The sequence below is a fragment of the Shinella sp. OV683 genome, from assembly GCF_057787725.1.
Genome location: NZ_CM173543.1, coordinates 793,468 through 817,982, shown reverse-complemented (window position 1 = coordinate 817,982; position 24,515 = coordinate 793,468). Strand labels below are relative to the sequence as shown.

The following is a 24,515-nucleotide window of genomic DNA, read 5'->3' as shown; positions in this document are numbered from 1 at the left end:
ACGAGGAGACGTGCATGAACAGGATTGATCTCGACGGCCAGCACGCCGTGGTAACCGGCGGTGCACAGGGTCTGGGCTTTGCCATGGCCAAGCGGTTTGTCGCTTCCGGCGCGACGGTGACGCTCTGGGACATGGATGCCGCCCAGCTGGCGACGGCAAAGGAGGCATTGGGGTCTGCCGCGACCACCATCGTCGTCGATATCTCCGACTGGGATCAGGTCGATGCCGCCCGCCAGAAGACCGAGGAGATTGCCGCACCTGCCTCGATCCTGGTCAATTCGGCCGGCATTGCCGGCGCCAATGGGCCGGTCGACAGCTACGACATCGACATGTGGAAGAAGATCATCGACATCAATGTCAACGGCACCTTCTATGTCAATCGCGCCCTGGTGCCTGCTATGAAGGAGCGCAACTACGGTCGCATCGTCAACATCGCCTCGGTCGCCGGCAAGGAAGGCAATCCGAACGCCGCCGCCTATTCGGCCTCGAAGGCTGCGGTGATGGGCTTTACCAAATCGCTGGGCAAGGAGCTTGCGGGCTTCGACATCGCGGTCAACTGCATCACGCCCGCCACCGCTCAGACCCGCATTCTCGAACAACTCAAGCCGGAATTCATCGAATATATGCGCGGCAAGATCCCACGCGGCCGCTTCCTCGAAGTCGACGAAGCCGCCTCGATGGTCGCCTGGCTGGTGTCGAAGGAAAACAGCTTCACCACCGCGGCAACCTTCGACCTCTCCGGTGGACGCACGACGTACTGATCTTTCACGCCACCAATGATCCTCCACGACAACCCATCCCGAATAGGCACCATGGCTAGATTCATCAAGCTTACCAACACAGACAACATCGTGCTGGCCGTCGATCCCTTCAATCCCGGCGACCGCGCGGAAGCTGTTGCCGCCAAGGTTCGCATCCCCCGCGGCCACAAGATGGCAATCCAGTCGATTGCGGAGGGTGCGCCGGTGGTGAAATATGGGCAGGTCATCGGCTTTGCCGGCACCCCGATCGAACCCGGCGAGTGGGTGCATGAGCACAATGTCTATGTGCATGAATTCGAACGCGAATATGTGTTCGGAGATCGCCTGAAGGAAACGTCCTTCGTTGCGGATGCCGTTCGCGCGACATTCCAGGGTTTTAGGCGTGAGAGCGGCAAGTTCGGCACTCGCAACTATATCGCAGTACTGACTTCGGTGAACTGTTCGGCGAGCGCTGCGCGCTTCATAGCCGAACAGGTCAATCACTCCGGAATGCTCGACGACTATCCGAATGTCGATGGCGTTATCTCGCTGGTGCACGGCACCGGTTGCGGGCTCGATGTCAACGGCCCTGCCTATGACCTGCTGAAGAAGACCCAATGGGGCTTCGCCATCAATCCCAATGTCGGTGGCGTACTCATGGTCGGGCTCGGCTGCGAGGCGTTCCAGATCCCGCGCTGGATGAAATCCTATGGTGTCGAGGAAAGCGCGACGTTCCGCACCCTGACCATCCAGGAAGCCGGCGGCACCCGCAAGACGGTAGAAGCCGGTGTCGAAGCGATCAAGGCGATGCTGCCGCAGGTCAATGCCGCAAGCCGCACGACTGCGCCCGCCTCGGAACTGATGTTGGCGCTGCAATGCGGCGGCTCGGACGGCTATTCCGGCATTACGGCCAATCCCGCTCTGGGTGCAGCCGTCGATATGCTGGTCGCCCAGGGCGGCACCGCCATTCTCTCGGAGACGCCGGAGATCTACGGCGCCGAGCATCTATTGACGCGGCGCGCCCGATCTCGCTCGGTCGGCGAGAAGCTCGTCGAACGTATCCGCTGGTGGGAGGACTATACCGCGCGGCACAATATGGAGATGAACAACAATCCTTCGCCTGGCAACAAGCTAGGCGGGCTGACGACGATTTTGGAGAAATCGCTCGGCGCTTCGGCCAAGGGTGGCTCGACCAATCTCATGGCCGTCTATGAATATGCCGAGCTCGTGGACCAGACCGGCCTAGTGTTCATGGATACGCCGGGCTACGACCCCGTATCGGCCACGGGCCAGATCGCCGGCGGCGCCAATGTGCTCTGTTTCACCACCGGCCGCGGTTCGGCCTTCGGCTGCAAGCCGACACCGTCGATCAAGCTCGCCTCCAACTCGTTCATTTACGAACAGATGAACGAGGACATGGACATCAATTGCGGTGATGTGCTCGACGGCGTCTCGCTGGAAGCCAAGGGCCGCGAGATATTCGCCGAGATACTGCGTGTCGCCTCCGGCGCAAAGACGAAATCGGAAATGCTCGGCTACGGCGACAATGAATTCGTACCCTGGAGCGTCGGCGCCACCATGTAGCGCCTGAAAATTGGGATCTGGACATGCAGCGCATAGGACTATGCATCGGGCTGAAACCCGACCTCATCGAGAAATACAAGGAACTCCACGCCGCCGTTTGGCCCGACGTGCTGGCTGTTATCACCAAGGCAAACATCCGCAACTATTCGATCTTCCTGCGCGAACCGGAAAACCTGCTGTTCGCCTATTGGGAATATCACGGCAGCGATTTCACCGCCGATGCGGCCGAGATGGGCAAGGCGCCTGCCATGCGGGAGTGGTGGAAGATTTGCGATCCATTGCAGGAGCCTCTCGCAACCCGCAAGGAAGGCGAATGGTGGGCCGAGATGGCGAAGGTTTTCCACCTCGACTAGTCGCGCTGCTGGTGGCAGACGGGATCGGCCGCCGCGGAGGTCAACCAGCCAATGTGCGGTCTATTAAAGTGGGCGTAAGGATATCGGCCTATGCTTGCCGCATCGGGCCGGCCTGCGCTGCCCATAAGCAGATGGGTTACAGCCATGTCGTCCCAGCGGCGCTTTGTCGTGCTTGATAGTTGGCGGGGTATCTGCGCCGTGCTGGTCGCCGTGTTCCACTTCAGCACGGTTGGCCGTGTCATCCAGTATGATTTCATCAGGCATAGCTGGATATTCGTGGATTTCTTCTTCGTTCTCAGCGGCTTCGTGATCACACACACCTACGCCGACAAGCTGGCCAGCCTGCAGGATCTGGCCGTTTTTGCCGTTCGGCGACTAGGCAGAATCTGGCCGCTGCACATCTTCATCCTCGGCCTTTTTCTGGTTCTCCAACTGGTAAAAGCAGCGACGCTTGGCACTGCGGCAGCCAATCCGGCGGCGTCCGTCCAAGGTCTTTTGAGCACGGTGCTGTTTCTGCATTCCACGCCTTTGTGGCCACATCCGTCTCTTAACGGACCATCGTGGAGCATTTCGGTGGAATACTGGACCTATATCCTCTTTGGTTCGACGCTACTGCTCGCCTCCCTGCCCGCTTTTTCAAGGATATCCCGATCGACACTGCTGCTTGCTTTGTGGTTGGCAGCGCTGGTGGCACTCCTGGTCGGTCCGGGCAGAATGGAAACCTACGCCGCCTATGCCACCGCCCGCTGCCTGTTCGGGTTCATGGCCGGGTGTCTTGTCTATGGCCTGTGGCAGAGATTGCAGCAGTTCCCGCAGCCGCGATCCCGCTTGTTGTCGAGCAGCCTGGAAATCATGGTGGTTGGGATTATTGCGGCTTTCGTCACCGCCTATGCCCACACACCACTGCAATTCCTCTCACCCCTGATCTTCGGCACCGCGATCCTGATCTTTGCGTTCGAAGCAGGGATCGTTTCAAATCTGCTGTCGTTCAGGCCATTCGTGTTGTTGGGAGAACTGTCGTTTTCGATCTACATGACGCACAGCCTTTTGCGCGAAGTGTTGCGATGGGGCCTGGCGCTGCTGGATCGGCAGGCCTCGATCGTTCTTGTGCGGCCCGCCTACCTGCCGCCGATGTCGATTCCCAATCCGCGGATCGTCACGGGCGGCGAGATGTCGGCCGTGTTGCTGTTATTGCTGTTTCTCACAACGACATTGCTGTTTTCGCTCTTCACTCGTCGGGTGATCGAGCGGCCGGGCCAAGTCTTGTTTGGCCGCATCGCAAACGGCGTCCGATGGAACCCGACACCGCTCGGCCTTCCAGCGCCGGACAAGGCAAACTAGCGGCTTCTTCGGCAATAATCTGACATCAAGGAATTGGAACATCGCCGGCCCCGGAAGCCGGCGATTTGGCTAGCCGTCCTGCTTAGGCGGCCAAGGCTGAAAGCTTCGCCTTCAGGGAATCCACAGTCGGCTTGAGGACATCGGACACTCCCGGAATGGCGAGGATCTTGTCGAGCAGGCCGTTCAGCGTTGCCACCATGGGTTTGACGGTCGTCACAAGCGCCGTCTTCTGCTCGGCACTCAACGCGCCGATCGTCGCCTGCAGCTTGCCGATTTCGCCTTCGGCTGCCTGCAGCTTGGGCAGGGCGGCGTTAGCGGAGGCGGCATCGGTGATTCCAGTTACAGTCGTTTGCAAGCCAGCGAGCGTGTCGCTGAGTTGCTTGCCCACATCTGCCGCCCCGGTGGTCGTTTCCTGCACGGCCGGGGTTGTGGCGGCCGGCGCGGTGGGCTGTTCTGCTCGGCGTCCGAGAACGAAATAGAGTATTGCCAAGACTGCTAATGCCGCGATCAGCCAATAGAGCCAGCGGTAGGAGTTCGAGGCCACATCCGCTGCGGTCCGCTGACTCGCATTGGAAATGGACGAAACCGTCGCACTGGTGCGGGCAGCCGTTTGGCTTGCTGCCGTGGTCGCCGAACGCATGGACCCACTCAGCGTGCCCAGCAGGCCTGTCCCCGCAAGCATGTCGCCGATGCCCGAAGGCAGGGCGGCGGCGATATTGTCCTTCTGGCCGGCCAGCAGGCCAGAAAGATTGCCGGGGCTGAGATCGCCCTCGCTCTGGTCGGCAAGACCGCCGAGCACTAGCGGTGTGAGCATTCCAAGCAGCGAGTTCCCGGTTGTCTTGTCAAGGCCGGCGAAGCTGCCGACGGCATTTGCCAGCACGCCGCTGTTTCCGCTGCCGAACAGCGAAGAGAGGAGTGTCGAGCCAGTCTGGGCAAGCGACGCCTGGTTGCCGGAGGTCAGCATTCCCGCAAGCTCACCCAGGGACGCACTTTGCTGTCCGACGGCATCAGCAATCTTTTCAGCACCACCCGGCTGCGTGGCAACGCCGCCGAGACCGGCTAACAGCGCCGGTACTGCAGCGCCGATGGCGCTTTGCACCTTGGCTGCATCCAGCCCAAGCGCCCCCGCCAAGCGCCCGATCAGGTCTGGCGTCAGCATTTGCATGATGTAGGAAACGAGATTGTTGGCCATTGAATTGGTCCTCCGCAGTTAAGAATCGCAAACGGCATGAATGAAGTCGCGGTCTAACAGGTGGTGTCGTCGATAGTAGCCAGCATAGCGGTCCGACATTTGCGCCTTGGGTTCAAGTCGCTGATATCGGCCCATGACAACAGGAGGTGAAACTGAACCTCCGAACAATAACATAACATTAGCATTCAGCGATATGATTGGCTAGTTGTAAGTTGCATTCCGCGGCGGCACGCATGACCAGCAGGTGTAAGGGTGCTACTGCTTGCTGTCGGCAGCCGGCGGCTCCTTGTCGTCGTCGGGAGGCTGGCCATTGTTGTCTTCGCCGTCATTTGCGCCGAGATCTGCAAACGAAAAGCAACGGTAATAGACCGGCAGGGCCTCGCTCGCGGCACATGCAGAAATATCACCGAGCTCGCGCTCCTGCTCATATTGCATATAGGGGGCGATCAAATAGCGCGTCTCGCCATCCGGCGAATTGCCGAAGCGGTCGATCTGGCCCTTCATTTCCGGGCTTGCTGTGAGGATTGCCGTCCTCAAAGTCTCGCCCACGAGAAAATTGTCCGGAAGCTGGTCGAAGGGACCGTCGAGATAGTTGTTGATCGACGTGTTGAACTGGTTGACCCCCACCAGGATTTTCCGCTTGGCGAAACGGTCGGCATAGAAGGCGAAGCCGGTGCGGATGCCGATGGTGATGCGATCAGCGCTCGCGGCCGCGTTGAACTGGTCGGCGACCGGTTGGGTCTCATCGAGAATATACATGAAGATCTTCTCCCTAGCGTCGAACACGAGGAAGAAACGCATGCCGGATTCGTCGAAGACCGGGCCGATATAGGTCTCGCCCTTCTGCACGGCGTCGGCGGGCGGCTTGACGCCGGAGAGATCGTTGAGATCGAAGCGCACACGCTTGCCCTTGAATTCGAGGTCATAGGCCAGCTTGCCGGCAGCCTTGAGGCTCACACCATCCTTCTCGCCGTAGAGGGTACTGAAGCCCGTCTCATCGCGCTGCCAGTTGGTGAAATCCTTGAAATAGTTGAAGTGTACGAAGCCCTTGTCGCGGTCCGCCGCATCGAAGCGGAGGTTGCCGCCATAGCGGATGCCTTTGTAATGGAAATAGAAATAGTAGTAATTTTCAGTCGGATAGACCTTCACCTTTTCCGGCAGGCTGCCGAGCACCAGTTCCAGCACCGCCTTCATATCCGCGATGTCGAAATCAGGCGTGTTCTGCGCCTCTTCGATATAGGCCTGGTTGGTGAAAACCTCGGTCTTGCCGGCGAGTGCCGGCTGGGAGATGAGAAGGACGGCGCCGAGAGCAATCAGACGCAAAATCAGCATGTTAGGCTTCGGCACAGGCGCGATCCTCTGGGTATTGCAAACTGGTGTGCGAAGGTGGATGCCGTAGATTGCCTCCGGCATCCATGGACGATCTTGCGCAAGGCTGCGTCATTCGCCATTCTCAAGCAACAGTTTCTGGCGGTTCCGGCGCAGCTGCATATCGTTGTTGTCGTCACCGTTGTTCTGCTTGTGCAGACGCCGCGGCTGCTGGTCCTGATTGTCAGCGTTTTTCCGCTTGATGCGCGACGGCGTACCGTCGTCGCCCTGACTGTTGCTGCGGAGATGGCGTGGCTTCTGATCCTGGTTGTTGTTCTGCACCGCGTTGCTGCGTTGCCTGGAGTGCTGGTTGTCGTTGCTGTCGGCCCGGCTGCGGCTCTTCAGATGCGTCGGCGTGTTGTCCTGGTTGTTGTTATGCGCGGCATTACTGCGCCGCCTGGAATGCTGGTTGTCGTTGCTGTCGGCCCGACTGCGGCTCTTGAGATGCTGCGGTTTGTTATCCTGATTGTTGTTGTTCTGCGCGGCATCACTGCGGCGCTTGAAGTGCTGCTGGCTGTCGTCGCTCCGGCTCTTGAGATGCGTCGGCTTGCTGTCATTCTTTGCGGCGTCGCTGCGCCGCTTGGAATGTTGCTGGTTGTCATCACTCCGGCTCCGGCTCTTCAGATGGGTCGGGTTGTCGTTTCCCGCTGCATCGCTTCGGCGTTTGCTGTGGGTTGGATTGCCGTCGCCAGCCCAGCTACGGCCTTTGACATGCGCGGAACGGCCCTTCTGGTGCGTGGGATTGTCGTCGCTACCCCAGCTTCTATTCCTCACATGCTGGGAGCGACCCTTGACATGGTCATTGCCCCAACTGCGGCCGCGGTCATGGAATGACCTGCCCTTCTGGTGGTCGTTGTCCCAGCTTCGCGCCCTGTCGTGGAAGGACCGGCCCTTCCGGTGATCATTGCCCCAGCTGCGGGCTCTGTCGTGATAGGAGCGATCCCTCTGATGGCCGTCCCAGCTCCGTTGTTTCATGTGCCATGAACGCTGGCGATCGTGCCATGAACCGTTGCGACGATGCCAGGACCGATTGGAGTCGTGCCATGAGCCGCCGCGCCAATGCCATGAACGGTTGGCGCTGTGCCACGATCCTTCACGCCAGTGCCACGAACGGTCGGCCTGATGCCAGGAGCCTTCGCGCCAATGCCAGGACTGCCGCACACGGTGGCCGGACGAAGCCCATTTCGCATGGCTCATATTGACGGTGTGAACAGGAATAACCACCGGCGGCTCGATCGGCGGGAAGATCTCCTCCGTTCTATCTTCGCCCGGTACATCGATGATCGGCAGCGGCGGTGCCCCGCAGACCTGATAGGTGGCGACATCGCCGATCTTGGTGGCATCGTTGCGGGCAAGTTCATTGGCAATCGGAGCGCCCTTGTCATCGATATTGAGGTCGGTGTCGATCATGTAGGACCGCAGTAGCGCGTCCGGCGTCGGCTTGCTGATCGACTCTACCGGAACGAACGCGTCGCCGGGCATGCCCTGCAGACCGTGAACCTCGCTGGTATCGGCGCCGGCGCCCCTATCCTTGTCGGTGCAGCCGCCGAGCGGCGAGCAGAGGCCATCGCCGGTCATCCAGACCGATTGCGATGGCTTGGACAGGTCGAGATTGCCGTTCTCGCTGATGCGGTAATTGAAATCCACGCCGCCGGCCGCATTGGCAAACAGCAGCGGGTCGCCTTCCCTGAGGCTGCGGTCGTGGAAGCCGACATCGTAGCGGCCGGTGGGTCGCCAGATATTGTCTTCGCTAAGCTCGTATCGCACGACGCGAGACTCATAAGGCCGGGTAAATGGCTCCGGTTTGGAGAGCCCGAGATTGCGCATGCCACCACGCTCTGCGACCAGCATGACATTCTGTGCGCCGCATTCCGGGAATGTGATGTCGGAGACCGCGTTGCTGTTGCCAGCCTTATCGCCCAGCGACGGCTCGCTCGGCCAGAACGCAGGCAGGAAGAATTCGCGACGCACCGATTTCGCGTCGAACAGCCCGTCCCCGGTGATCGCCACCGACCAGACGGCGTTGCGCCGGTCATCGCCGGCCTGCGGCCAGTCGGCATTGCCAAACGCGTCGCTGCCCCAGACTGAGTAGTAGAGCCGCACCGCGCCGGTCTTGTCACCATGCACTTTCAGCCCCCAGACGCGGCGGCGGAAATCGGCGATGTTCCAGCATTCCGGCGTCTTGCTGAAATCGGCGCCGCATGTGTCGATCTGGGCCGATGTCGCGGGGTCGAAGACCACGGGGTCGAGCGAGTCTTGTTTATCACTCCACACATCGAGAAAGTCGACGCGGCCCATCGTGCCGTGGTCAAATCTTCCCATATCCTTGCCGGTTTCGGCATCGAGGCTATGGATCATGCCCGTTTCGAGATCGGAGACGAAAAGCCGGCCGTGCCATTTGTCATAGGCAATGTTGCCAAGCGAAGCGCCGCTATTGTCGCGGCCATCGAGCGTAACATCGGCAAATTTCTCGGCCTTGTAGCCGTTTTGAGCGCTGATGCGATAGATGCTGCCCGGGCCGGCATCCGGCCCCCATTGGCCCGCCATCCATTCCGGCTTTCCGTCTCCGGCTTCGATCATATGCAGGCCATAGGCCGAGGTCGCCGACAGGAAGATATCGGGCGTCTCGCCATCCTTGTTGGCGATGGTCACGCCGAAGACTTGTCCGACCTCGCCGGCAGTCACGAACATCCGCTGCGGCTCGTCGATCCAGTGTTGCCCATAGGGCGGTTCGGGGGGATTGCGGACATCGAGGATGCTGGCGCTGATGCCGTTGATATCGATGACCTTGATCGGCTTGCCCTTGCCGTCGACGCCATCCGTCGTCAGCGAAAACCGTGTGACCACCGCCTCGCCGGGATTGGGCGGCTCTATATCGGGATTGTCGAACGGCGACTGGTTGCTGGCATCGTCGGTGGGGGCAGCTCCTGAATCGTCCGGTGCATCCGAATTCTGGTCGTCGGGCGCCGCGGCGTCATCCTGCTGTGCATTGGCAGTGCCGATATCCCACAGTCCGGCAAACCCGATCGGCATCACCGACAGCAGACCGCCGGCGACGAGGCTCAAAAACAGCATTTTCAAGGGAAAGGCCTGACGCGGAGGACGGATGCCGGCAAATTCAGCAGAAGATATGCTCAACATACCCTTGGCTCCTCCCAGAAGCTCATCAGAATAGGCGCATTTCAGAGGGCTGCAAGTCCATACATGGTGCATGCAAGCTGCCCGTCAATTACTACGTCTTGACAATGACCTTGGATCTCGCCGCGATCCCGAGACCCGGAATTGGCCAGCAGTCTTGGTCAGTGCAGACGCCTAATCCGCGAACCGCATCGCGGATCGTCCGCTGGTGATATCGGCAACCATGCGCGCGGCATCCTCCGCATCCGCCTCGGGAAGAACAAGCGTCAGTTCCGCACCGTTCGCGCCGAATGTTTCGCTTGCGATGCGCAAGCCGGGCCGTGCCAGAAGTCTCGCCTTGACCAATGCCAGGTCGGAAAATCCGCATTGCAGCGTCACCGTGACCTCGGCAACAAATTCGATCTTCTCGGCAGCCCTGAGGCATAAAGCTGCGGTGCCGCCGTAGGCGCGGATCAAGCCACCGCTGCCCAGCAATATGCCGCCGAACCAGCGGATGACGACGACCGCAACATGGTCAAGCGCTTGGCCATCGATAGCTTGCAGGATCGGCTTTCCGGCCGTGCCGCTCGGTTCGCCGGCATCGGTGAAACGGTAGGCCTGGCCGATCCGCCAGGCCCAGCAATTGTGGTTGGCGGTCGCATCGGAGTGCGTTGCGATGAAAGCCTTGGCTTCATGCTCATCTGCGACTGGGCCGGCAATCGCGATGAACCGGCTCTTCTTGATTTCCTGCTCTGACGTCTCGATGCCGGCCAGCCTGAACATATCACCCTCTGCAATCTCGCTGTGTCATAGCGAGGCGGATGCAGCACCGCCAGCCCGGTCCTTATGATTTCCTTACATGGCACATCCACCTTCCCAATCGAGATTTGATGATCATCAGGCGCATGGTGCACGCCTGATCAATCCCAGGAGCTTGATATGTCAGATTTGATATTCCTAGCCATCGGCCTCGCGGCCTTTGGCCTTTTTGCCGTTTATGCCCGCCTGCTCGGGCGCATCTGAGGAGAATGGCAATGTTTGAAGTCCTAATCGGCCTCGCCGTGGCGCTGGCGCTCTGCGCCTATCTTGTCGTCACGCTGATCCTCCCCGAGCGGTTCTAGACGTATTTCCAGGCGAAGTGTGAAGCGGTTCGCCGTCCGGAAATACGCAAGAAAAAACGCTCGATCCTCATTTGGAGAACCACCATGTCTCTTATCGGATGGCTGCAGATCGGCCTCCTCTTTCTTATCGTCCTCGTCCTGATCAAGCCGCTCGGCGTCTATATGGCGCGCGTCTTCTCGGGTGAGAAAACCTTTCTTTCACCCGTATTGCGTCCCGTCGAATCCGTGTTCTATCGGGTCGCCGGCGCCAGGCCGGAGCATGAATCGGGCTGGCTTGCCTATACATTCGGTATGCTCGCCTTCAATGCATTGGGCTTCGTGCTGCTCTACGCGATCCTGAGACTGCAGGGCGTTTTGCCCTTCAATCCGCAGGGCTTTGGCGCGGTTGCACCAGACCTGGCCTTCAACACCGCTGTCAGCTTCGTGACCAACACCAATTGGCAGTCCTATGGCGGCGAAACCACCATGACCCATTTCAGCCAGATGGCTGGTCTGACGGTACAGAACTTCCTTTCGGCCGCAACCGGCATGGCGGTGGCGATCGCCGTCACCCGCGCCTTTGCCCGCTCGACCGCATCGACCATCGGCAATTTCTGGGTCGATATGACCAGGGCCACACTCTATGTGCTGCTGCCGCTCGCCATCATCGTGGCACTGGCCTTCGTTGCTATGGGCCTGCCGCAGACATTGGATGGTTCGATCGTTGCGACCACATTGGAAGGCGCCAAGCAGACGATCTCGCTCGGTCCGATCGCCTCGCAGGAAGCGATCAAGCAGCTCGGCACCAATGGCGGTGGTTTCCTCAACGTCAATGCAGCCCATCCGTTTGAGAACCCCAATGCGTTCTCGAACTATCTCAACATCGTGGCGATGCTATCGCTCTCGGCCGCCCTTCTCTACACCTTCGGCCAATTGGTCGGTGACCGCAAACAGGGCTGGGCATTCGTTGCCACCACAGCCTTTTTCCTGATCATCGGCAGCGGCCTCATCTATTGGGCGGAAAGTGCGGGTAATCCCATCCTCACCTCGCTCGGTCTCGATGGCGCACTTGGCAACATGGAAGGCAAGGAAGTCCGCTTCGGTCAGGCAATGACCGCTGTCTATGCAGCGGTCACGACTGGTCTTTCCGATGGCGGCGTCAACGGCATGCATGGTTCCTTCACCGGCCTTGGCGGCCTGGTGCCGATGTTCCTGATCCAGCTTGGCGAAGTGCTGCCCGGCGGCGTCGGTTCGGGCCTCTACGGCCTTGTGGTCTTCGCCATACTCGCCGTCTTCGTTGCTGGCCTGATGGTCGGTCGCACGCCGGAATTCCTCGGCAAGAAGATCGAGAGCCGCGAGATGAAATACGCCATGCTGGCCGTCCTCATCCTGCCGCTGGCGATCCTCGGCTTCTCGGCCGTCTCGGCAATCCTGCCGTTTGCCGTCGCCTCAATCTCGACGCCCGGACCGCATGGCCTGTCGGAAATCCTCTACGCCTATACGTCGGCTGCGGGTAACAACGGCTCGGCCTTCGGTGGCCTGACCGCCAACACGCCATGGTACAATACCACGCTCGGCATCTCGATGCTGCTCGGCCGCTTTGCCTACATGGTTCCCGTGCTCGCGATTGCCGGTTCTGTCGCAGCCAAGACGCGAATCTCGGCGTCCAAGGGCACCTTCCCGACCGACACGCCGCTGTTTGTCGGCCTGCTGGTTGGCATCATCCTCATTCTCGGCGGGCTTGGATACTTCCCTGCCCTCGCCCTTGGTCCGATTGTCGAGCATCTGCTGATGCTTGCCGGCCAGACATTCTAAAAAAGGCTTATTCCAATGAGTAGAAAAACCAAAACGCATCTCTTGGATCGTGCCATTATCGTCCCGGCATTCCGCCAGGCCTTCGTGAAGCTCGATCCGCGTGTGCTCTCCAAAAACCCGGTCATGTTCGTGACCGAAGTGGTCGCGGCCGTCGTGACCCTGTTCTTCCTCCGGGACCTCGTCACAAAGCCCGCCGACGCCATCTTCTCCGGGCAGATCGCCGCCTGGCTCTGGTTCACGGTGCTGTTTGCGACCTTCGCTGAAGCCGTGGCCGAAGGCCGCGGCAAGGCGCAGGCCGAAAGCCTGAAGCGCGCCAAGACCGATCTCGTGGCCGTTCGCCTGTCGAAAGGCGGCGAGGGCCTGAAAGAAGTCGTACCGGCAGCCAGCCTTAAGGTCGGCGATATCGTCATTGTCGAAGCCGGTGAACTCATCCCTGGCGACGGCGAAGTCATCGAAGGTGTCGCCTCGGTTAATGAAAGCGCCATTACCGGCGAATCTGCACCGGTCATCCGCGAAGCCGGCGGCGACCGCTCGGCTGTCACCGGCGGCACGCAGGTGCTGTCCGACTCCATCAAGGTTAAGATCACCGTGCCGCCGGGCGGCACCTTCCTCGACCGCATGATCGCCCTGATCGAAGGTGCCGAACGCCAGCGCACACCCAATGAAATCGCGCTGTCGATCCTGCTCTCGGGCCTGACGCTGATCTTCCTGATCGCCGTCGTCACCCTTGGCGGCCTAGCCTTCTATTCCGGCACCATCCTGTCGGTCACCGTGCTCTCGGCGCTTCTGGTCACCCTTATCCCGACCACGATCGGCGGCTTGCTGTCGGCCATCGGCATCGCCGGCATGGACCGGCTTGTGCGTTTCAACGTCATCGCCATATCCGGCCGCGCGGTCGAAGCTGCGGGCGACGTCGATACCTTGCTGCTCGACAAGACAGGCACGATCACCTTCGGCAATCGCATGGCAACCGAGTTCATTCCGCTCTCAGGCATCAGCGCCCAGGAACTGGCCGAAGCCGCGATGCTGTCGAGCCAGGCGGACGAAACGCCGGAAGGCCGCTCGATCGTAGCACTCGCCAAAAGTGATTTCGGAGCGAAGGAGCCTGCGGGCAAGGTCGATGCGATCATTCCCTTCGCCGCAGAGACCCGTATTTCCGGTGTCGATATATCAGGCAAGGCCTATCGCAAGGGCGCGGTGGATTCGATCCTCAAATTCGCCGGCCTTGACGACGCCTCGGCGCCGCAGGGCTTCCGCCAGAGCGTCGAGAAGATCGCCCGCACCGGCGGCACGCCGCTCGCGGTCGCCGAAGGCTCACGCATCCTCGGCGTCATTCATCTGAAGGACGTGGTAAAGCCCGATATCAAGGAGCGCTTCGCCGAGTTGCGTTCGATGGGCATCCGCACCGTCATGGTCACCGGCGACAACCCGATCACGGCAGCAGCCATTGCGTCTGAAGCCGGCGTCGACGACTTTCTCGCCGAAGCCACGCCTGAGGACAAGCTGGCCTTTATCCGCGGCGAGCAGAAAGGTGGCAAGCTGATCGCCATGTGCGGCGACGGCACCAACGACGCCCCTGCCCTCGCACAGGCTGACGTTGGCGTGGCGATGCAGACCGGCACGCAGGCTGCCCGGGAAGCCGCCAACATGGTCGACCTCGACTCCAGCCCCACAAAGCTGATCGAGATCGTCGAAATCGGCAAGCAGTTGCTGATGACACGCGGCGCACTGACGACGTTCTCGATCGCCAACGACGTCGCCAAATACTTCGCGATCATCCCGGCGCTGTTCCTTGCCACATACCCGGCGCTCGGTGTTCTCAACATCATGGACCTGGGCTCGCCGCGCTCGGCAATCCTGTCGGCGGTGATCTTCAATGCGTTGATCATCGTGGCACTGATTCCGCTCGCGCTGAAAGGTGTCTCCTATCGCCCGGTCGGTGCAGCCGCCCTGCTGCGCCGCAACCTCACTGTTTACGGTCTCGGCGGAATATTGCTGCCTTTCGCGGGCATCAAGGTCGTCGACATCATCGTAAACGCTTTGCATCTGGTGTAAATCATGACCAAAATTCTTCGTCCCGCCTTCACACTGCTCGTGCTGTTCACCTTGCTGACGGGCCTGGCCTATCCGCTGTCGATCACCGGTATTTCTGTCGCGCTGATGCCAACCACCGCCAAGGGCAGTATGATCGTCAAGGACGGCAAAGTCATCGGCTCCTCGCTGATCGGCCAGGCCTTCACCTCTGACCGCTACTTCTGGCCGCGTCCTTCGGCGACAGCTGAAACGCCCTATAATGCTGCGGCCTCGTCGGGCACCAATCTCGGCCCGACCTCCCAGAAGCTGAAAGACATGGTCAAGGCCGAGGTCGACCGGCTGCATGCAACCGGCCTGACCGGCAACCTGCCGATCGATGCGGTCACAGCTTCGGGCTCGGGTCTCGACCCGCATATCTCGCCTGCCTATGCCAACGAGCAGATCGCTCGCGTTGCCAAGGCAAGAAACGTCGATGTGGCTAAGGTGACGGCACTTGTCGCCGGCAACACGGAAGGCCGCAGCCTCGGCATCATTGGCGAGCCGCGCGTCAATGTGCTCGCGCTCAATATGGCTCTCGATTCTCTTCAGCCTTGAGGCTAGAAGAATCGCATGGCCGAACGTGACCGAGACATATTAGCCCGCCCCGATCCGGACGCCCTGCTTGCGCTTGCAGGCCGGGGCGGCCGCGGCAAGCTGACGATCTTTCTCGGTGCGGCCCCCGGTGTCGGCAAGACCTATGCAATGCTCGCGCGCGCCCGCAGCCTCAAGGCTGCGGGCGCCGATATCGTTATCGGCTATGTCGAGACCCATGGCCGCAGCGAAACCGCCGAACTGCTCACCGGCCTTGACGTCTTGCCGCGCCGCCAGATCGACTATCGCGGCAAGATGATGGAAGAGTTCGACCTCGATGCCGCGCTTGCCCGCAAACCGGCGATCATCGTCGTCGATGAACTCGCCCACACCAATGCGGAAGGGACGCGCCACCCCAAGCGCCATCAGGATATCGAGGAACTGCTCGAAGCCGGCATCGACGTCTGGACCGCGCTCAACATCCAGCATCTCGACAGCCTTTCGGATGTCGTCGCCCGCATCGCCGGCGTTACCGTGCGCGAGATCGTGCCCGACAGCGTTGTCAACGAAGCCGATGAGGTTGTCCTCATCGACCTGCCACCTGTCGAGCTGATCGAGCGGCTCAACCAGGGCAAGATCTACCTGCCGGACAATGCCCGCCGCGCTACAGAGAAATTCTTCCGGCTCGGCAACCTGACGGCTTTGCGCGAAATGGCGCTGCGCCGCACGGCCAACCGCGTCGACGACCAAATGGTCGACTATCTCCGGCAGAATGCCATCGAGGGCCCATGGCAGACCGCCGAGCGCCTGATCGTCTGCATCGCCGCCGATGGCCTGGCGGAAAAGGTCATTCGCACCGCCAGTCGCCTGGCGCTCAGCCTCAATGCGCCATGGATCGTGCTGCATGTCGAGCGCCCCGACAGGGCGATCGAAGGCGAAGCCACCCGCAATCTCGACGAGGCCTTCCGGCTTGCTGAACGGCTGGGCGCCGAAACCCGCCGGCTGCGCGGCCAGGATTTCGTCGCCGAGATCCTCAAGCTCGCCCGCAAGGAGCACGCGACCCAGATCGTCATCGGCCGTCCGCAGAGTCGCGGCTGGCTTGGCCGCTACAGGCTGTCGCTGGCAGATGCGCTGACTCGCAGGGTCGATGGCATTGCCATTCATCTCGTCACCGACAGTTCGACCAAACCACCGGCGCGCGCGCCACTCGCGGATTGGCGATGGAAGCCGCTTGCAACGGAACTCGCACCGGCAGCCATCACGGTTGCGGCAGCGACCTTTCTCGGTTTTATCCTGAACCAGATCCTGCCGGTGCCCAGCGTATCGCTGCTCTACCTTCTCGCCGTGATGATCTCAGCCATCCGCGGTGGCTATCGCGCCGCCTTCGCCGCCGCGGTGCTTTCGGCGCTTGCCTACAATTTCTCCTTCATCGACCCGATCGGCACGCTGACGATCGCAGCACCACACGAGGTCTTCGCCTTCGCGATCTTTATCGTCACAGCGATTTTCGCGGGTGGCATCGCCTCGCGCATCCGCGACCAGGCGGCGGTGGCCGGCGAACGGGCACGGTTGACCGAAGCACTCTATGATCTCTCAAGCAAGTTGTCGGGAACAGCGCGTGCCGATGACGTGGTCTGGGCGACGGTGTCGCAGTTGCAGGGTTTCCTGAAACGCCAGATCGTCATCAGCCTGCCGGTCGACGGCGAGTTGCAGACCGCCGCCACCTGGCCGCCGGATTCGGTGCTCGAAGTCGTCGATCTCGCCGCTGCCCGCTGGACCTACGAGAAGGATGAGCCTGCTGGCGCCGGTACCGGCACCCTACCCTCCAGCGCCTTTCAGTTCCGTCCGCTGACCAGCCCGCAGGGGGTGATCGGCGTCTGCGGCTTCCAATACAACAAGCTACCGCTTGATAGCGGCGAGGAGCGCGTGTTCGGCGCAACCATCCATCAGGCGGCCATCGCCATCGACCGCGCCCGGCTCTCCAAGGAGGCGATGGAGCAGACCGCGCGGCTGGCGGGCGAGCGTTTCCGCTCAGCGCTACTCTCGTCGATCTCCCATGACCTGAAGACGCCGCTGGCCACCATCACCGGCTCGGTCACCAGCCTCCGCCAATATGGCGACCGGATGTCGCCTGAAAGCCGTGACGACCTGCTGATCTCGATCGAGGAAGAAGGCAACCGCCTCTCTCGCTTCGTCGCCAACCTGCTCGACATGACCCGCATCGAGGCCGGCACCGTCAATGCGAAACACGATTGGGTGGATCTCGCCGACGTCATTCGCGACACCACCGAGCGTGCACGCAAATACTTCCCGGACAGCGAGATCGAGACCAGCATCGCCACGGATATGCCGCTGGTGCATGGTGACAGTGTGCTGATGGGACAGGTACTGTTCAACCTCATAGACAACGCTGTGAAGTATGGCGGCGACGAGCCGGTGGCAATCTATGCCAGGCGCGACGGCGCCAGTGCCATCGTCTCGGTCACCGATCTCGGCAGAGGCATTCCGGAAAAAGACCTTGAGCGCATCTTCGAAAAGTTCTTCCGCCGGGGCGGCAAGGCCGATGGCGGCAAATCCGGTACCGGGCTGGGGCTTGCAATCGCGCGTGGTTTCGTGGAAGCCATGGGCGGTTCTATCAAGGCGGAAAGCCCTGCCGTCAAAAAGCGCGGATCCCGCTTCGTGCTGCGCTTTCCGGTGCCCGAACAGCCCAAACTCGAGGATATGAACGCATGAGCGGCCACCGCGTACTGATCGTCGACGACGAACCACAGATCCTGCGCTTCCTGCGACCCGCGCTTGATGCTGCCGGCTACGACGTCATCGAGGCAGAAAACGGGGCAGCCGCGATCCGCGATGTCGCCACGCGTGCCCCGGACATCGTGATCCTCGACTTGGGCCTGCCCGACATGGATGGCAAGGAGGTCATCACCCGGCTGCGCGGCTGGTCGGAAATTCCGATCATCATCCTGTCCGCCCGAGATCGCGAGAGCGAAAAGATCGCCGCCCTCGATCTCGGCGCCGACGACTATATCGAAAAACCATTCAGCATCGGCGAACTGACGGCCCGCATCCGCACCGCACTCCGCCACAAGCTCAAGACCGAGGCGGGCAATGACAAGGTCCAGTCAGACGGCCTGACCATCGATATGGTGCTTCGGCGTGTGGAGCGCGATAGTGCGGCCATCAAGCTGACGCCCAAGGAATATGACCTGCTGGCGCTGCTGGCCCATCACGCCGGCAAGGTGGTGACCCACAAGACGCTGCTGACCTCAGTTTGGGGGCCGGCGCATGCCGAAGACATGCAGTATCTCCGCGTCTTCATCGGCCAGCTCCGCGCCAAGGTCGAGCGCGATCCGGCCGAGCCCAGGATCATCACCACCGAACCGGGCGTGGGCTACCGGTTCATCGAAATCGAAGCCTGAACGTATCAGGATTGCGATCGCCAGAGCGCTTGCTTTGCCCCTCCACAGAGGTGAAGACTGTCCGGATGGGGAATCACAAAAAAACAATCGCCATTATTGGCGGTGGACCGGCAGGCTTGATGGCGGCTGAAATGCTGTCTCGTGTGGGCCACGCCGTGACAATTTATGAAGCGATGCCGACCGTTGGCCGCAAGTTCATGCTTGCCGGAAAATCCGGACTTAACATCACACATTCTGAAGATTTTTCGCGCTTTGCGACGCGTTTCGGCGAAGCGTCGAAGCGGCTGCGGCCTGCTCTCGATGCCTTCACGCCGAGTGACGTAAGGTCGTGGGCGGAAGGGCTCGGCACGGAGACTTTCATCGGCACGTCGGGCCGGGTCTTTCCGAAAGTGATGAAAGCCTCGCCGCTGCTGCGCGCCTGGCTCAGGCGGCTAGAGGAGCAAGGCGTCGAGATCCTCACGCGCCGCTGCTGGATAGGCTTTGACGGCGCGGCACTCTCCTTCGAAACACCCGAGGGCCGCCAAACCGTAGCGCCCGATGCCACCCTCCTCGCCCTTGGTGGCGCAAGCTGGCCGAAGCTCGGGTCGGATGCGGGTTGGGTCGATTGGCTCACCGGCAAAGACGTAGAGTTCAGCGCCTTCCGCCCGGCCAACTGCGGCTTCGATGTTGTCTGGAGCGATATCTTCGTCGAGCGCTTTGCGGGCGCGCCGATCAAGGCGGTTACGGCAACATCTGGTGCTGGAACGTTCCCCGGTGAATTCGTCATCTCGAAACACGGCATCGAGGGTAGCCTCGTCTACGCCCATTCCGCCAGCCTGCGCGACGAGTTGGAAAGCGAAGGCAGCGCGCGACTGATCCTCGACCTGATGCCGGGCCGCACCGTTGAGCGCATCGCCAGGGATCTTGCGCGCCAGCCCACCAAGGCCAGCTTCAGCAACCGACTGCGCAAGGGCGTGGGGATCGAGGGCGTGAAAGCCGCGCTTCTCAGGGAATGTGCGCCGGATATTCAGCATGCCGGGGCCGAAGCAGTCTCCAATCTGATCAAGACCTTGCCTGTTTCGGTCATCCGACCGCGGCCGATCGAGGAGGCCATCTCATCCGCCGGCGGCGTTGCCTGGAACGGCATCGACGAGGGCTACATGCTGAAAGCGCTGCCGGGCACGTTCGTGGCGGGGGAGATGATCGATTGGGAAGCGCCGACCGGCGGCTACCTGCTGACTGCCTGTCTGGCAACCGGCCGAGCCGCAGCGCAGGGCATCGAGGCATGGCTTAGCAGCTGATCAGCCGCCGGCATACTGTTTGTCGGTGACATGTTCCAGCCAGTCTACCGTCTTGCCGTCCAGCGATTCCTGGATGGCGATATGTGTCATGGCGGAAATGGCGCTCGCACCATGCCAATGCTTTTCCCCCGGTGCGAACCAGACGGTGTCGCCGGCGCGGATCTCCTGCATCGGCTCGCCCCAGATCTGCACGAGGCCGGCGCCGCTGGTAACATAGAGCGTCTGGCCCAGCGGATGTGTGTGCCACGCGGTCCGCGCACCCGGCTCGAACGTCACACTGAGCGCGCGGACACGCGCAGGCGCAGGCGTCTCGATGATCGGGTCCTGCCGGACATTGCCGGCAAAGTAATCCGGCGAGGGCTTGGTCGACGGTCGGGAACCATTGCGCTTGATATCCATCTACGATCTCCTAGCAAATCAGGTGGCGGCGGGCGGCAGAGTCGGGCCGCGCATAAACCGTTCGCCAAACAGGATAACGATACCGGCGGCAAAAATCAGCCCCGCACCGAGAAAGACATTGTGCTTCGGCAAATCGCCCCAAATCAGGAAACCCAAGCCAAAGGCCCAGATCAGCGACGAATATTCGAACGGTGCCAACACCGAGACCGGCGCCCTGCGCATGCCTTCGAACAGCGCAAATTGGGCAATGCCCGCAAACAACCCGGTACTGGCCATCAGCACGAAGTCCATCAGCGAGATCGGCGTCCAGTAGACCAGCATTGCCAGTCCGCACAGGATGAGAAAAAAGCCGCTGGAGATGGTCATCTGCACCAGCGTCTTTTCATGCAACGCCGTCTTTCGGAGAAGCACCGTGGAAAACGCCCAAAACACTGCCGCCATCAGCGCCAGGCAGACCGGTGTCGATAATTGGAAGCCCTTGTCAAGCGGATTGCAGGCGATCAGCACGCCGATGAAGCCCATGATCACCGCCACCCACCGCAGCAGCGGCACTTCTTCCTTGAGGATCGGCACGGCAAGAATGGTGATAATGACAGGCGAGGCGTAGTAGATCGTCGTCAACTCGGCCAGGCCGAGATACTTCGCCGCGGAGTAATAGGATAGCCAAGCCGCCAGCAGGAGCAGATTGCGGATGAAAAGCGGCTTCAGCACTGGCGAGTTGAGCGAGCTTGCGATCAGCGGCCCGCGGCCATAGGCAATGCAAAGCGTGAAGATGACGACGCTGCGGATGAACAGGATCTGGAATACCGGCAGTGTGGTAACCAGCCACTTGACCGAGGCATCCTGGAGCGAAAAAAGGAAATAGGAAAAGATTGTCAGCAAGACGCCTGACAGCACAGTCTTGTTCATTGGGAAACTCCGCAAGACCGCAAGGGAGCGACTCTGTGTCCCCGCAAGCCTGCCACATCCATATCCCTCCTGCCGGGATTTGCAATCCATTCAAGTAACTTGCCTGTCAGGCAATATTGACGCAGCCTCAGTCACACATGCACGTCGCCAAAGGCGAGTTCGCCCTCGTCGTCCGGCGTGAAGTAGGCCACGAAAACCAGGATTGCATAGAACACTGCAACCAGCGCCACGACGATATAGCCCGGCAAAGGTCCGAGATTGGCATTGCCGACCGCCTCGATCAAGGAGTTGGCGAAGGTTCGCTTGATGCTCGTGCCCTGCAGATTGGGTGTGGAGATCTTCAGCACCCACGCCAGCAACAAGATGAGGAACATGTAGAAGTAGTTCCGCCTCAGCCGTCGGGCAAAGGCTGCTCGCTGGGAGATCAGAAACTTGGGCGAGCGCAGGGTTTCGCCAAGCACCAGCAGCCAGTTGGAGGCATAGTCCGGCTGCGGCGAGAATATCTGGGCGAAATAGTAGCGCTCGAACTGCCGCACCCGCGCACGATAGACATCGAAGAAGCGGTATCGCCGTGCTTCAATCCTCAGCAGCAGCAGCATCAGCAGCATGGCAAACAACACCACGCCATGATGCGAGTTCGGCGTCGACAATGACACCGACAGCATGGCGGCGGCTACCGTCAGCGCCCAGTTGGTCGTGCGATCGAGCCGATCACGCCAGCCGGCCATGCGGGCGATCTCGGCGCGATGATAGTGCGACATCGTGGTGACGAACTCATTCGATGTGAGCGGCGCGGCAGGCCGATTGCCTGCCGGTAAGATGGGTGCGTCCGGCATGGTCCACCTCCGGTCCATTGCCTGCAATTGCCTTGCAGCAACTATAGCAATATTCGGGACAAAGACGGAGGACAGATTTTGGTTCCCGCCAGACCAGCGTTAGCCGCGACTTACTCGTCGCGGGCTTCGATACTGTCGACGCGATCAGGATAGAACGCCAAGTGATCCTTGATCTCGCTGACAGCGGCGTAGGGGTTTTCGTAGGTCCATATGGCATTGATGGAGCGCTCGCCGCCCAGTGGAATGCTGTAATAGGAGGCGTCGCCCTTATAGGGGCAATAGGTCGAATGATCTGTCCGCTGCAAGAGCGACATATCGACATCTGCACGCGGAATGTAGCTGACAGGCGGATAGTTCGCCTCCTGCAAGGTCAGTGAGCCATCAGTCTCGGCGATGGTCCTGCCGTTGAGACGGACGACGACTCGCGCGGGGTTGGGCGTGATGGTGATCGGGTGATCCGGTCCTGGAATCTTGACGGGCTTGTCGAGCATAAGAATTCCTTCGTTTTGGATGGCATCCATTAGACATAGGACGTCTAGCCATCCGATCAACGGCCGACGCAGCGATTTGTTCTAGACAGAAGAACTGAGCGGTCTACTCTGCCGCCGATCGCAACGATGGGAGACCGCCATGACCAGCCGGATCAAGTCCAGCCTTTGCGCCGCGCTTATTCTTTCTCTCTCGCTTTTGCCGCTGAATGCGGCCCGCGCCGCCGCACCACAACCCATCGCCGCCGAGCATGGCATGGTGGTCACAGCCCATCGGCTGGCCTCCGCCGCCGGCGTCGAGGTCCTGAAAAATGGCGGCAATGCCGTCGATGCCGCAGTCGCCGTCGGCTACGTGCTGGCGGTGGTCTACCCGGTTGCTGGCAATATCGGCGGTGGCGGGTTCATGACCGTGCGGCTGCAGGATGGCAAGACTGCCTTTCTCGATTTCCGCGAGCGCGCGCCGCTGGCTTCGACCAAGGCCATGTATCTCGATGCCAAGGGCGACGCGGTCAAGGGCGCCAGCACCAACGGCTATCTCGCCGTTGGCGTGCCGGGATCGGTCATGGGGCTGGAAACTGCGCGCGAGAAGTTCGGAACGAAATCCCGGCAGGAGCTGATGGCCACAGCCATCAAATTCGCCAAAGACGGTTTCACGCTGGAACAGGGTGATGTCGCCTCGCTCGGTTCGGGCTTCAAGAAACTGTCCAAGGACAAGGCATCCGCAGCAATCTTCCTCAAGGCAGACGGCAAGCCGTTTGAAATCGGCGACATGCTGAAGCAGCCCGATTTGGCTGCCAGCCTTGAAGCGATCTCCAAGGACGGCCCGGACGCCTTCTACAAGGGCTCGATATCGGACAAGATCGTCGCGGCAAGCACATCCACGGGCGGTATCCTCGCCAAGGCAGACTTCGAGCAATATTCGGTGCGCGAGCTCGAGCCCATCAAATGCAACTATCGTGGCTATGAAATCATCTCCTCGCCACCGCCCAGCTCCGGCGGGGTGATCATTTGCGAAATCCTCAACGTGCTGGAATTCTATCCGATCTCCTACCTCGGCCAGAATTCGGCGGAAACCGTGCATGTCATGGTCGAGGCGATGCGGCATGCCTATGCTGACCGCAACGCGGCACTCGGCGATCCGGATTTCGTCAAGAACCCTGTCTCGACTTTGCTCGACAAGAAATATGCCAAGGCGATCCGCGACGCCATCGATCCGTTCAAGGCGGGAAAATCAGCCGACGTGACGCCTCTAGGTCTCGCTGAAAGCCACGAGACCACGCATTATTCGATCGTCGACAAATCAGGCAACGCCGTTGCCGTCACCTATACGCTCAACGGCTCGTTTGGCGCCGGCGTCGTCGCACCCGGGACCGGTATACTGCTCAACAACGAGATGGACGATTTCACCTCCAAGCCGGGCGTCGCCAATCTCTACGGGCTGGTGCAAGGCGAGGCCAACGCCATCGCGCCGAAGAAGACACCGCTTTCATCCATGAGCCCGACCATCGTCACCAAGGACGGCAAGCTGTTCATGGTCATCGGTAGCCCCGGCGGTGCCCGCATCATCACCATCACGCTCGAAGCGATCCTCAATGTCATCGACCACGGCATGAACATCCAGGAGGCGATCGACGCACCGCGCATCCATCACCAATGGCTGCCCGACAAAGTGGCGATGGAGCCTTTTGCGCTGTCGCGTGACACGATGCAGAAACTCGCCGACATGGGCTACAATGTCAGCGTCGACATGGACTGGCCGATCTGGGGTCAGGCGGCAGGCATCCTGGTCGGCGGTAAAAGTCTCGAAGAGATAGAGGCTGGCGACGGAGCGCGGCTGAATGGCGCGATAGACAGCCGGGCGGCTTCGGGCGCGGCGCGCGGTTACTAGAGCAATTCCAGCAAAAGTGCGTAGCGGTTTTGCGCCCGGAATTGCGTAAAAACAAAAAGATAGAGCGCTTTCGCGATTC

The 24,515-nt window shown here is 60.8% G+C and carries 20 protein-coding genes; 12 read left to right on the top strand and 8 right to left on the bottom strand.

All coding sequences use genetic code 11. The features are described from left to right. Nucleotides 1–14: 14 nt before the first annotated feature. From ACXHRN_RS03965 to ACXHRN_RS03950, 4 genes are all read left to right on the top strand, one after another. Nucleotides 15–761 (top strand): SDR family NAD(P)-dependent oxidoreductase, encoded by a 747-nt coding sequence (locus ACXHRN_RS03965; RefSeq protein WP_488640046.1) that lies wholly within the window; start codon nt 15–17, stop codon nt 759–761. A 51-nt stretch (nt 762–812) separates the two neighbouring features. Further along, nucleotides 813–2,324 carry a UxaA family hydrolase gene (locus tag ACXHRN_RS03960; protein ID WP_488640045.1) on the top strand — a complete coding sequence of 504 codons (1,512 nt, stop codon included), beginning with the start codon at nt 813–815 and terminating at the stop codon, nt 2,322–2,324. A 23-nt stretch (nt 2,325–2,347) separates the two neighbouring features. After that, nucleotides 2,348–2,677 carry an L-rhamnose mutarotase gene (locus ACXHRN_RS03955; RefSeq protein ID WP_488640044.1) on the top strand — a complete coding sequence of 110 codons (330 nt, stop codon included), beginning with the start codon at nt 2,348–2,350 and terminating at the stop codon, nt 2,675–2,677. A 90-nt stretch (nt 2,678–2,767) separates the two neighbouring features. Further along, a complete protein-coding gene (locus ACXHRN_RS03950; protein WP_488640043.1) occupies nt 2,768–4,018 on the top strand; it encodes an acyltransferase family protein in 1,251 nt (416 codons plus the stop codon). A gap of 82 nt (nt 4,019–4,100) precedes the next feature. On the opposite strand, the gene ACXHRN_RS03945 is transcribed toward ACXHRN_RS03950, so the two are convergent. From ACXHRN_RS03945 to ACXHRN_RS03930, 4 genes are all read right to left on the bottom strand, one after another. Further along, complete coding sequence (locus tag ACXHRN_RS03945) at nt 4,101–5,210, bottom strand: DUF937 domain-containing protein (protein ID WP_488640042.1); 1,110 nt, start codon at nt 5,208–5,210, stop codon at nt 4,101–4,103. A 255-nt stretch (nt 5,211–5,465) separates the two neighbouring features. After that, on the bottom strand, nt 5,466–6,542 hold the full coding sequence (locus tag ACXHRN_RS03940) for a hypothetical protein (RefSeq protein ID WP_488640041.1): 1,077 nt from the start codon (nt 6,540–6,542) through the stop codon (nt 5,466–5,468). Between the two features lie 108 nt (nt 6,543–6,650). Beyond that, nucleotides 6,651–9,719: a hypothetical protein gene (locus ACXHRN_RS03935; protein WP_488640040.1), complete on the bottom strand. Its 3,069-nt coding sequence runs from the start codon at nt 9,717–9,719 to the stop codon at nt 6,651–6,653. A 171-nt stretch (nt 9,720–9,890) separates the two neighbouring features. After that, the gene (locus tag ACXHRN_RS03930) at nt 9,891–10,478 is read right to left on the bottom strand and encodes an IMPACT family protein (RefSeq protein ID WP_488640039.1); all 588 of its coding nucleotides are present in this window, start codon (nt 10,476–10,478) and stop codon (nt 9,891–9,893) included. Nucleotides 10,479–10,723: 245 nt separating this feature from the next. On the opposite strand from ACXHRN_RS03930, the gene ACXHRN_RS03925 reads away from it, so the two are divergent. The 7 genes from ACXHRN_RS03925 to ACXHRN_RS03895 all read left to right on the top strand — a co-directional run bounded on the left by ACXHRN_RS03925 (nt 10,724) and on the right by ACXHRN_RS03895 (nt 19,916). Then, on the top strand, nt 10,724–10,816 hold the full coding sequence (locus ACXHRN_RS03925; RefSeq protein ID WP_488640038.1) for a potassium-transporting ATPase subunit F: 93 nt from the start codon (nt 10,724–10,726) through the stop codon (nt 10,814–10,816). An 84-nt stretch (nt 10,817–10,900) separates the two neighbouring features. Beyond that, complete coding sequence (gene kdpA, locus ACXHRN_RS03920; protein ID WP_488640037.1) at nt 10,901–12,610, top strand: potassium-transporting ATPase subunit KdpA; 1,710 nt, start codon at nt 10,901–10,903, stop codon at nt 12,608–12,610. Between the two features lie 15 nt (nt 12,611–12,625). Continuing rightward, a complete protein-coding gene (gene kdpB, locus ACXHRN_RS03915; protein WP_488640036.1) occupies nt 12,626–14,665 on the top strand; it encodes a potassium-transporting ATPase subunit KdpB in 2,040 nt (679 codons plus the stop codon). A 3-nt stretch (nt 14,666–14,668) separates the two neighbouring features. Continuing rightward, the gene (gene kdpC / locus ACXHRN_RS03910) at nt 14,669–15,238 is read left to right on the top strand and encodes a potassium-transporting ATPase subunit KdpC (RefSeq protein WP_488640035.1); all 570 of its coding nucleotides are present in this window, start codon (nt 14,669–14,671) and stop codon (nt 15,236–15,238) included. A gap of 15 nt (nt 15,239–15,253) precedes the next feature. Next, nucleotides 15,254–17,947, top strand: a complete 2,694-nt coding sequence (locus tag ACXHRN_RS03905) for an ATP-binding protein (RefSeq protein WP_488640034.1) — start codon at nt 15,254–15,256, stop codon at nt 17,945–17,947. Further along, nucleotides 17,944–18,636 carry a response regulator gene (locus ACXHRN_RS03900; RefSeq protein ID WP_488640033.1) on the top strand — a complete coding sequence of 231 codons (693 nt, stop codon included), beginning with the start codon at nt 17,944–17,946 and terminating at the stop codon, nt 18,634–18,636. The genes ACXHRN_RS03905 and ACXHRN_RS03900 overlap by 4 nt, the downstream gene beginning before the upstream one ends. A gap of 65 nt (nt 18,637–18,701) precedes the next feature. After that, on the top strand, nt 18,702–19,916 hold the full coding sequence (locus ACXHRN_RS03895; protein ID WP_488640032.1) for a TIGR03862 family flavoprotein: 1,215 nt from the start codon (nt 18,702–18,704) through the stop codon (nt 19,914–19,916). Here ACXHRN_RS03895 and ACXHRN_RS03890 read toward each other — a convergent pair whose 3' ends face one another. The 4 genes from ACXHRN_RS03890 to ACXHRN_RS03875 all read right to left on the bottom strand — a co-directional run bounded on the left by ACXHRN_RS03890 (nt 19,917) and on the right by ACXHRN_RS03875 (nt 22,551). After that, a complete protein-coding gene (locus tag ACXHRN_RS03890; RefSeq protein WP_488640031.1) occupies nt 19,917–20,315 on the bottom strand; it encodes a (R)-mandelonitrile lyase in 399 nt (132 codons plus the stop codon). It lies immediately after the preceding gene. A gap of 18 nt (nt 20,316–20,333) precedes the next feature. Continuing rightward, entirely contained in the window at nt 20,334–21,224 is an 891-nt protein-coding gene (locus ACXHRN_RS03885) for a DMT family transporter (protein WP_488640030.1), read from the bottom strand. A gap of 131 nt (nt 21,225–21,355) precedes the next feature. Further along, complete coding sequence (locus ACXHRN_RS03880; RefSeq protein WP_488640029.1) at nt 21,356–22,060, bottom strand: DUF2270 domain-containing protein; 705 nt, start codon at nt 22,058–22,060, stop codon at nt 21,356–21,358. 110 nt (nt 22,061–22,170) lie between these two features. Further along, complete coding sequence (locus ACXHRN_RS03875; RefSeq protein WP_488640028.1) at nt 22,171–22,551, bottom strand: DUF427 domain-containing protein; 381 nt, start codon at nt 22,549–22,551, stop codon at nt 22,171–22,173. 139 nt (nt 22,552–22,690) lie between these two features. Here ACXHRN_RS03875 and ggt point away from each other — a divergent pair, with 139 nt between their 5' ends. Continuing rightward, nucleotides 22,691–24,436 carry a gamma-glutamyltransferase gene (gene ggt, locus ACXHRN_RS03870; RefSeq protein ID WP_488640027.1) on the top strand — a complete coding sequence of 582 codons (1,746 nt, stop codon included), beginning with the start codon at nt 22,691–22,693 and terminating at the stop codon, nt 24,434–24,436. The last annotated feature ends 79 nt before the right edge of the window (nt 24,437–24,515 follow it).

Coding starts and splice junctions, on each gene's coding strand:
- ACXHRN_RS03895 (WP_488640032.1), top strand. CDS start 18,702: ATGGGGAATCACAAAAAAACAATCGCCATTATTGGCGGTGGACCGGCA.
- ACXHRN_RS03960 (WP_488640045.1), top strand. CDS start 813: ATGGCTAGATTCATCAAGCTTACCAACACAGACAACATCGTGCTGGCC.
- ACXHRN_RS03965 (WP_488640046.1), top strand. CDS start 15: ATGAACAGGATTGATCTCGACGGCCAGCACGCCGTGGTAACCGGCGGT.
- ACXHRN_RS03945 (WP_488640042.1), bottom strand. CDS start 5,210: ATGGCCAACAATCTCGTTTCCTACATCATGCAAATGCTGACGCCAGAC.
- ACXHRN_RS03875 (WP_488640028.1), bottom strand. CDS start 22,551: ATGCTCGACAAGCCCGTCAAGATTCCAGGACCGGATCACCCGATCACC.
- ACXHRN_RS03930 (WP_488640039.1), bottom strand. CDS start 10,478: ATGTTCAGGCTGGCCGGCATCGAGACGTCAGAGCAGGAAATCAAGAAG.
- ACXHRN_RS03950 (WP_488640043.1), top strand. CDS start 2,768: ATGCTTGCCGCATCGGGCCGGCCTGCGCTGCCCATAAGCAGATGGGTT.
- kdpC (WP_488640035.1), top strand. CDS start 14,669: ATGACCAAAATTCTTCGTCCCGCCTTCACACTGCTCGTGCTGTTCACC.
- ACXHRN_RS03890 (WP_488640031.1), bottom strand. CDS start 20,315: ATGGATATCAAGCGCAATGGTTCCCGACCGTCGACCAAGCCCTCGCCG.
- ACXHRN_RS03905 (WP_488640034.1), top strand. CDS start 15,254: ATGGCCGAACGTGACCGAGACATATTAGCCCGCCCCGATCCGGACGCC.
- ACXHRN_RS03880 (WP_488640029.1), bottom strand. CDS start 22,060: ATGCCGGACGCACCCATCTTACCGGCAGGCAATCGGCCTGCCGCGCCG.
- ACXHRN_RS03935 (WP_488640040.1), bottom strand. CDS start 9,719: ATGTTGAGCATATCTTCTGCTGAATTTGCCGGCATCCGTCCTCCGCGT.
- ACXHRN_RS03940 (WP_488640041.1), bottom strand. CDS start 6,542: ATGCTGATTTTGCGTCTGATTGCTCTCGGCGCCGTCCTTCTCATCTCC.
- ACXHRN_RS03900 (WP_488640033.1), top strand. CDS start 17,944: ATGAGCGGCCACCGCGTACTGATCGTCGACGACGAACCACAGATCCTG.
- ggt (WP_488640027.1), top strand. CDS start 22,691: ATGACCAGCCGGATCAAGTCCAGCCTTTGCGCCGCGCTTATTCTTTCT.
- ACXHRN_RS03925 (WP_488640038.1), top strand. CDS start 10,724: ATGGCAATGTTTGAAGTCCTAATCGGCCTCGCCGTGGCGCTGGCGCTC.
- kdpB (WP_488640036.1), top strand. CDS start 12,626: ATGAGTAGAAAAACCAAAACGCATCTCTTGGATCGTGCCATTATCGTC.
- ACXHRN_RS03885 (WP_488640030.1), bottom strand. CDS start 21,224: ATGAACAAGACTGTGCTGTCAGGCGTCTTGCTGACAATCTTTTCCTAT.
- kdpA (WP_488640037.1), top strand. CDS start 10,901: ATGTCTCTTATCGGATGGCTGCAGATCGGCCTCCTCTTTCTTATCGTC.
- ACXHRN_RS03955 (WP_488640044.1), top strand. CDS start 2,348: ATGCAGCGCATAGGACTATGCATCGGGCTGAAACCCGACCTCATCGAG.